Below are 8,265 nucleotides of genomic sequence, written 5' to 3'. Positions count from 1 at the left end.
ATAGACGACATAAAGCCATCGACAATCGAATTAGCCAGATCTTCGCCCGCTTGTTCCATACCAGCCTTGGCAGCATCAGAGAGCTTTTCGCGGGCAAAAAAGCTCTTTCTAAACTGGAACTTCTTAAAATCCCCTTTTTACACCTCTCTCAAAGCAAAGATAAAACTGCCAAAACACGTGAGAGTCATCTAAGGATAATTGCATGAGACCATAACAGCTATAAACAGACTCCAATATTTGTATCATATTATTGTAACGATTTACTTACGTATAAAAGAAGAAGATAAAATTGTAATACAACTAAAAGTTCATACGGTTAATCAAGAGAAATTATATAGCATCACAAAACATCAATTGTTTGAAGATTATAAGTAAAAAATTGATCAAAATAAAAAGCTTTTCTTATGAAAAAGAAAAGAGTTGCCCATGAGTAGATATTATAAACTCTAACAAAGGGCATAACTTGATAATTATACCGCAACAAACTAATAGAAACAGCCTTCTTGATAATTCTGGACAACATGTGCTAGCAAATTATGAACACACCCTTGACAAACTCCCCTTTCTTCAAAGATGAAAGCCTAAAAAGAAAAAATAGAATAACAAACCATTATTCTGCTTTGTATTAAAGCTCAGTTCACATTAAACCATTGCACTTATAGCGTATAACCTGAAATCTTAACAGCTTTGAAAAAGATATAAAAAAGATGTCTGATTTTTCACTCTATTTCTAAGTAACATTTAGACACTCCTACTGCTCTTCAAGTCCGCACATATAATACGTTTTTTCCCTCATGCTTTAAGACAAAGAAACAAATCCTATTATAACTTACTGCAACTTGCCGAAAATTGGGTGTCTTTCCCTATAACACCAAGATCTTTAATTAAAAGCGGTTTTCCTATTTCTCCATTATAGGCTTTAACGTGAATGGTCTTGCCTTTCACATCTATGAGGTAATAATCTCCATTAAAAAGCGCACCAGCTGTATAGATAGGGATATTTCCAAAAACCTTATCATTTTTCGCACGGCAATAAGACTGATAATGCGTGTGACCCACGAAGATTGCTTTAACATTATGAGAGGTAATAATTGACTTAAAGACCGACAAATCTTTAGCATTCTTTTTACGAATAAAAAAGGATTCACCATCAATGGAAGCAGCACGCGCATCATGAAAATTAATGATTGTCACTTTACCTCTTGCATCAGCAGCAGCTAAATCGTTCCTAAGCCAATCTAAAGATTTATTGATTTGCACTTCTGTAGACTGCCCCTTCAAACCAACCGTATAGCTTGGATAATTGTGAAGCTGCACATAGTGAACATCTCCATAATCCCAAGAATAACTCAAACTCCCCCTTATCGAGCGAATATTTCCACCCGAAATGGGAACCAAGCTTTCAGTAACATCTGCATTGAAATGCGATAATTGACTACGGTATTTTTTGATTTCCGATACCATTCTTGAAACTGCACTTATAGCACAAGCATCTTTGTAAAAGCTGAATTCTTGAGGATTTGTACAATTACCAACATTATTGGCATAATCGTGATTCCCTAGCCCCTCATAGACAGGTGCTCCAAGAGTTTTATAAACATTTTCATAATCATCATAGTTTTTTTGTTGTCCAAACTCCGTCAGATCACCATTGACAATATGGAATGCAGCTTTATGCGCTTTTATCACACCAGCAACCTGCTCATTTATCTTTAACCATGGCTCTCTGTTTGATATTCCATTGGCATCACCAGAGTTTAAACGCCACGGTTGCGGATCAGCCATAATGATAGCAGTATAATTTTTTGTAAGAGACTTTTCTTTCATCGACCAATCCATGAATGCATCATGATGAAGCCTCTTGTCTCTTTTTATTTTTTCAGCATCAAGATTAAAACAACCAGAGAGAGTAAAAGCAATCACGGTGATTACCAATTCAACTTTATATCTCATAAACCTATCACCATAAAAACGTTACATATTTTTTATATTAAAAAATTCCTCAGAGACAATTTTTTTAGATTTTATTGTCAAAAATATGTCAAAAATTCGAAATAACGAAAGCAATAATCCTTCAATGAAGGTGCACTTTGATGATATAAAAGCACTGTTGATTTCAAGCCTTCAACTTGAAGCATCTTCATTGATTAAGATTTATAAGCTTGGGCTCTGGCTCTTTCAAATGTCATCGATACATCAACAGCTTATAAAAACTTAGTCGTATACTATTAAAATATCCCCAACAGGAGAAAAAATGTATTCTTATACTAGAGCACCCAACTCCTTTGGATATCAAGATCAAATATATTAGAATATTATGATAAATAAGGTATAAATAATCAAAAGTGCTAGCAATAGTGTTTGAGTATTACCGTCATCACTTACTTTGATAAGTTATAAAAATGTAGAAGTATTACAGAAAATACTATTATTACTTTATAAAAAAATAATATAACTTATGTAAGTATTATAATAATATTTATAATTTCTATAATATAGATTTACAATAAATTTAATTATATAATATAAATAATTACAAACACATTGTGTGTTAAATATAAATTAATACAAATTTAATATCATTTGTTTTTTAATTTTGACAAAAAACCAAAAATATCTTACCAAATAAAGACAATTATCGAAATTAATAACAACTATCCATTTTCACTTCTTCTTATGAAGTTTGCGGGGAAATGAATATTTGGGGGCTCTCATAAGGAGAATACTGGTGTATAAAACATCCCTTTTATCATGCACGGCTGCGGCTGCTATCATACTATTCAACATCCAGTTCACTGCACATGCTGAAACTCTTGACGTTGCCAACGAAGAAAAAGATATATCCGGAAAAACGTACGAGACTATTTATGTAAAAGACAAAGGAAAAATCACCGGCAGTACTGTAACTGTAACTGGAAATAAAAACACAAATACAGACACAAGTAGCGATAAATATGTTGTAACAGTTGAAGGTGCTAACAGTGCGCTTGAATTAAATGGCTTAAATATTCAAGGCACTGATTCTGATGTTCGTTTTGGTATTTCTGTAAAAGACGGCGCTAACATCAACCTGACTGGGGGGAACATTACAGCTTCTCAAACTGGTGTTTATATTGATGATAGTAAGAATAGTAGAAATATACTACAAAATGTAGTGATATCAGATAATAAAAATGAAGCATCATCACTCCTTGGAATAGAAATAAACAACGAAAGTTTTATCACTTTAGAAAATGTAACAGTTAAGCAAGCAGAAACTGGTATACTTGCGGATGTCGTTTCTCAAGTTATAGTATCCGGAGGATCATTCGAAGGTAAAATGGATGGCGTATATGCTATGGGCGGCACCACCATTACTGTAGATGGCGGTACTAACATTACCTCATCTAATGGTAACGGACTCCATGCCGATGATGAAAATACCACCATAAAAATGACTGGGGGAAGCGTAACTGGAAAAGACGCAGCATTGTATACAAACGACGGTGGTCATATTAAAGTCACGGGTGGTACTCTAACAGCTAAGGAAGATACCACAAGTGCACCTACTACAGAAGGGGATAACCCTGCATATAATAAGGGTACTAAAATTGAGAGTGGATTCGGCGCATTGTCTCAAGGTGAAAACAGTGTGATTGAATTATCTGATACAAAGATCAATGATGCGACAATCGGGTTAAAAACACAAGAAAGTGGCGCAATCGCAATGACTGGGGGAAGCATTACAGCGTCCAAAGTTGGTGCATTCTTTTTAGATAGCAAGAGCAAAGAAAACGAACTGAAAGATGTAGTGACATCAAGTGGGAAAGATGATGCGCCACTAATCAATGGAATCAAGGCAACTAACAGTAATGTCACTTTAAATAATGTAACAGTGACGCAAGCACAAACTGCCATAGATGCATATGATTCCACAGTAAACGTCTTAGGAGGATCATTTGATGCAGAAAAAGCAGCAATATTTGCTCAAAACGGCGGCAACATCACTTTAACTGGTGGTGCAAAAATTACATCATATAACGATGCTGGACTCTATGCGGAAGGTTCAAAGTCCATCATCGAAATGACAGGAGGGAGCATTACAGCGAAAGAGGAAGCAGTAACGACAACATACGGTGGCCATATTACTGTTACAGATGTCACCCTAAAAACAAATGGTGATGGAATTGGTGTAGCTTCTGATGACCTTGGTAGCATGATTGAATTACTTGGAAAGACAACGATTAGTGATAGTGCAATCGGGCTTCAAGCACAAAACGGTGGTGTAATCAAGATGACTGGGGGAACCATTACAGCTTCTGCAGCTGGTGCTGGCTTCTTAAACAGTAACAGCCGTGAAAACAAACTAGAAAATGTGACAATATCGAGTGGTAAAGACGATGCGCCACTGAACTTTGGAATAAAAGCAGATAAAGGTACCGTCACTTTAAAAGATGTAACAGTGACTCAAGCAGCCGCTGGTATATTTGCAGATCATGATTCGACAATAACAATCTCGGGAGGATCATTTCATGCACAAAATGCAACAATATCTGCTCAAAACGGCAGCGCCATCACTTTAACAAACGGTGCAAAAATTACATCATCTGATGATGTTGGATTATATGCTAAAGATTCAAACTCCTCCATCACAATGATAGAAGGAAACGTCACGGGAAAAGCGAGTGCTTTGGTTGCTGAAGATGGTGGTCATATTACTGTTACAGATGTTACCCTAAAAACAAATGATAGCGATAAGTCATTTGGTGTATTTTCTAATGGCGCAAACAGTGTAATTGAATTGCTTGGAAAGACCACAATTAGTGGTAGTGCAATCGGGCTTGCATTCCAAAATGATGGCGCAATCAAGATGATTGGAGGAACCATTACAGCTTCTGCAGCTGGTGCTGGATTCTTAAACAGTAACAGTCATGAAAACAAACTAGAAAATGTGACAATATCGAGTGATAAAGACGATACGCCACTGAACTTTGGGATAAAAGCAGATAAAAGTACCGTTACTTTAAAAGATGTAACAGTGACTCAAGCAGCCGCCGGTATATTTGCAGAGAATGATTCGACAATAACAATCTCGGGAGGATCATTTCATGCACAAAATACAACAATATCTGCTAAAAGCGGCAGCACTATCACTTTAACCAATGATGCAAACATTACATCATCTGATAATGTTGGACTCTATGCAGAAGGTTCAAAATCCACCATCACAATGACGGGAGGAACTGTCACGGGGAAAGGTAATGCATTGGTTGCTGAAAATGGTGGACATATTACTGTTGCAGATGTGGCTCTAACTGTCACAGATGTGGCTCCAAGTGACGACTATATATCGTCTGGTGTATTTTCTGTTGGTGAAGGCAGTGTAATTGAATTACTTGGAAATACAACTATTAGTAATAGTGCACTCGGGCTTCAAGCACTAAACGATGGTGCAATCAAGATGACTGGAGGAGCCATTAAAACTTCTCTAGTTGGTGCTGGCTTCTTAAACAGTAACAACAGCGAAAACAAGCTAGAAGGTGTAAAGATATCGAATAGTAAAGACGATGCGTTACTGAACTTTGGAATAAAAGCAGATAAAAGTACCGTCACTTTAAAAGATGTAACCGTCATGCAAGCAACCAATGCCTTAGTTGCAGATGATCACTCAACAATAACAGCCTCAGGAGGATCATTTCATGCACAAAATACAACAATATCTGCTCAAAACGGCAGCGCCATCACTTTAACCAACAATGCAAACATTACATCATCTGATAACATTGGACTCTATGCAAATAGTTCAAACTCCACCATCAGCATGACGGGAGGAACCGTCACGGGGAAAGGTAATGCATTGGTTGCTGAAAATGGTGGACATATTACGGTCACAAATGTGTCTCTAAATGTTACAGATGTATCTCTAGGTGACGAAGATATATCGTCTGGTGTATTTTCTAATGGCGAAGGCAGTGTAGTTGAATTGCTTGAAGGAACAACGATTAGTAATAGTGAAATTGGACTTACAACAAACGATGGTGGCGCAATAAACATGACTGGAGGGACCATTAAAACTTCTCTAGTTGGTGCCGGCTTTTTAAACAGTAACAGCGGTGAAAACAAGCTGGAAGGTGTGAAGATATCGAATAATAAAGACGATGCGTTACTGAACTTTGGAATAAAAGCAGATAAAAGTACCGTCACTTTAAAAGATGTAACAGTGACTCAAGCAGCCGCCAGTATAGTTGCAAATAACCACTCAACAATAACGGTCTCAGGAGGATCATTTAGTGGACGTGCTGTAGGAGGAAGCGCCGAAACCAGCAGTACGATTATCTTAAAAAACAATGCTAACATTATATCATCTAATGGCGAAGGACTCCTTGTAGACGGTTCAGGATCTAAGATCATAATGACGGGAGGATCCGTAGCCGCGAACAAAACAGCGTTATTCGCAATCAACGGAGGGCATATTGATGCCACAGATGTTGCTCTAACAACAGAGGGAAAAGGAAGCGGTGCATTTGTAAGTGGCAATGACAGCACAATTCAATTGCATGGTGATACAATAATTAACAATACTTTGGACGGCCTTGGAGCAGTTAACGGTGGTAAAATCATTAGCGAAAACTTATCGATAATCGGTGGTGAAGCACTTGAAGGCTCCGACAACGAACGCACTGGTATATGGACATCGGACTCTGATAGTGAAGTTAGGTTAATGGGCAAAACAACCATTCAAAATGTCGATGAAGGGTTTTATGCAGACGGTGGAAGTAAAATCATTAGCGGAGATTTAACAATAACTGGTGGTGAAAGTAAACAACAAACCGTTGCTGTAAACGTTGCGGAACTTGGTAGTGCAATCGAATTAAATGGTAAAACAATCATTCAAAACTTTGATTTTGGTCTCACCGCAGCAAATAATAGCACAATTAAGATGACGAATGGTTATATTGGAGCAGCAGAGAATACAATAAAAAATAAAATAGAAGCAAAAAAAGTTGCACTATGGGCGGCATTTAACGGACATATTGATGTCGTGAATACTTCTATGATAGCAGGAGTTGCTGGTTTGCAATTTATAGCTCTCTCTAATCCTGATCTAGATTATCCAGATGATCCACAAAAACGTAAAAGCAGTGAAATCAATTTAACCAATGCAGAGCTTCATGCTGAAAATGGTACTGGAATTTTTGTTGGAGCTTTCACTAAAAATAACATTGAAAATAGTGCCGATCTGTCAATTGGTACAGTTAATCTCACAAATTCGGGAATCCATGCCGACGTGTTATTAGGGGACGGTCTCTTTACGAAAGAAAAAAGCTTTTGGGAAGAGGAAGATATTAAAGCGATCTCCAATGGCACCTTCACCTTAAGCGCTGATCAGTCTACTCTAGAGGGCAGAGCGAATATTGCTAAAAATAGAACTGTACGTTTTGATCTAAAAAACAAGACAACATGGACACTAAAGACCAGTACAAAAGAAAAAGATGCTGATGGCAATCTGCTTGATATTGCTCAAAGATCTCGTTCCGATATTTCTACGCTTAATCTCGATAACAGCTCTATTGTTTTTGATGGACTGGTAGAAGATCATTATCACACATTGCATATAGGATCTGGTAAACCAGATACGCAAACAGTCTACAACGCAACGGGAGACGCAAAGATTTACTTCAACATTGCTTGGAGTGATGGCGTAGCAAGTGCCGATCAAAAAACCGATAGACTTCTGATCCACGGTGATGTCTCAGGCTCCACAACAGTTTATATCAAAAGCGATTCAGGAGATGAAAGTAGTGTAGTCAATGCTGCTGATCCTTCCAATATAGGTGGCCTCTCGCTCATTCAAGTATCTGGAAAAGCACAAGAAGACTCTTTCAAACTCGTAAATGGCTATACCACAAGAAATCGTTTGCCTTATAAATATACGCTAACGGCCTATGGACCAGAGTCAAGCCACGGTACAGCCGATGTTGCACAAAGCCTCTTTGATGAAAAGAATGAAAATTTCTGGGATTTCCGCTTACATAAAGAAATTCTTGAAACGGATTCTGGTTCTGGTCCAAGTGTGATCGTCCCTGTAGCACAAACGGCCAATTACTTAGTCATGCCAAATGCTCTCTTCTATAGTGGATTAACGGATATGGCTAAACAAAACGCACTCTTAGGCAATATCAGAACATCTGTCTTAGGAAAAGAAGAAGAAAAACAAACCGGTTTCTTCCTCTATACTTACGGAAACACAGGAACCTTATCTTCTGAACGCGGACCTCTCAAATA

At 37.6% G+C, this 8,265-nt stretch carries 3 protein-coding genes; 2 read left to right on the top strand and 1 reads right to left on the bottom strand.

Going from position 1 to position 8,265, the window contains the following annotated elements; all coding sequences use genetic code 11:
• Nucleotides 1-206 (top strand): hypothetical protein (locus ACFIMP_RS09145; protein WP_375686295.1); only part of this gene is annotated, 206 nt, incomplete at its 5' end.
• 616 nt (nucleotides 207-822) lie between these two features.
• Here the strand turns inward: ACFIMP_RS09145 and ACFIMP_RS09140 are convergent.
• Nucleotides 823-1,953: a metallophosphoesterase gene (locus tag ACFIMP_RS09140; RefSeq protein WP_375613854.1), complete on the bottom strand. Its 1,131-nt coding sequence runs from the start codon at nucleotides 1,951-1,953 to the stop codon at nucleotides 823-825.
• Between the two features lie 775 nt (nucleotides 1,954-2,728).
• Here ACFIMP_RS09140 and ACFIMP_RS10030 point away from each other — a divergent pair.
• Nucleotides 2,729-8,265: right-handed parallel beta-helix repeat-containing protein (locus ACFIMP_RS10030; protein WP_375686294.1), on the top strand; the 5,537-nt coding region annotated here is incomplete at its 3' end.

Origin of the sequence: Bartonella sp. AP65SXKL (assembly GCF_042195725.1) — a bacterium.
Taxonomy (GTDB): Bacteria; Pseudomonadota; Alphaproteobacteria; order Rhizobiales; family Rhizobiaceae; genus Bartonella.
The sequence above is the reverse complement of the archived record's forward strand: the minus strand, read 5'-3'. Positions and strand labels throughout refer to the sequence as shown.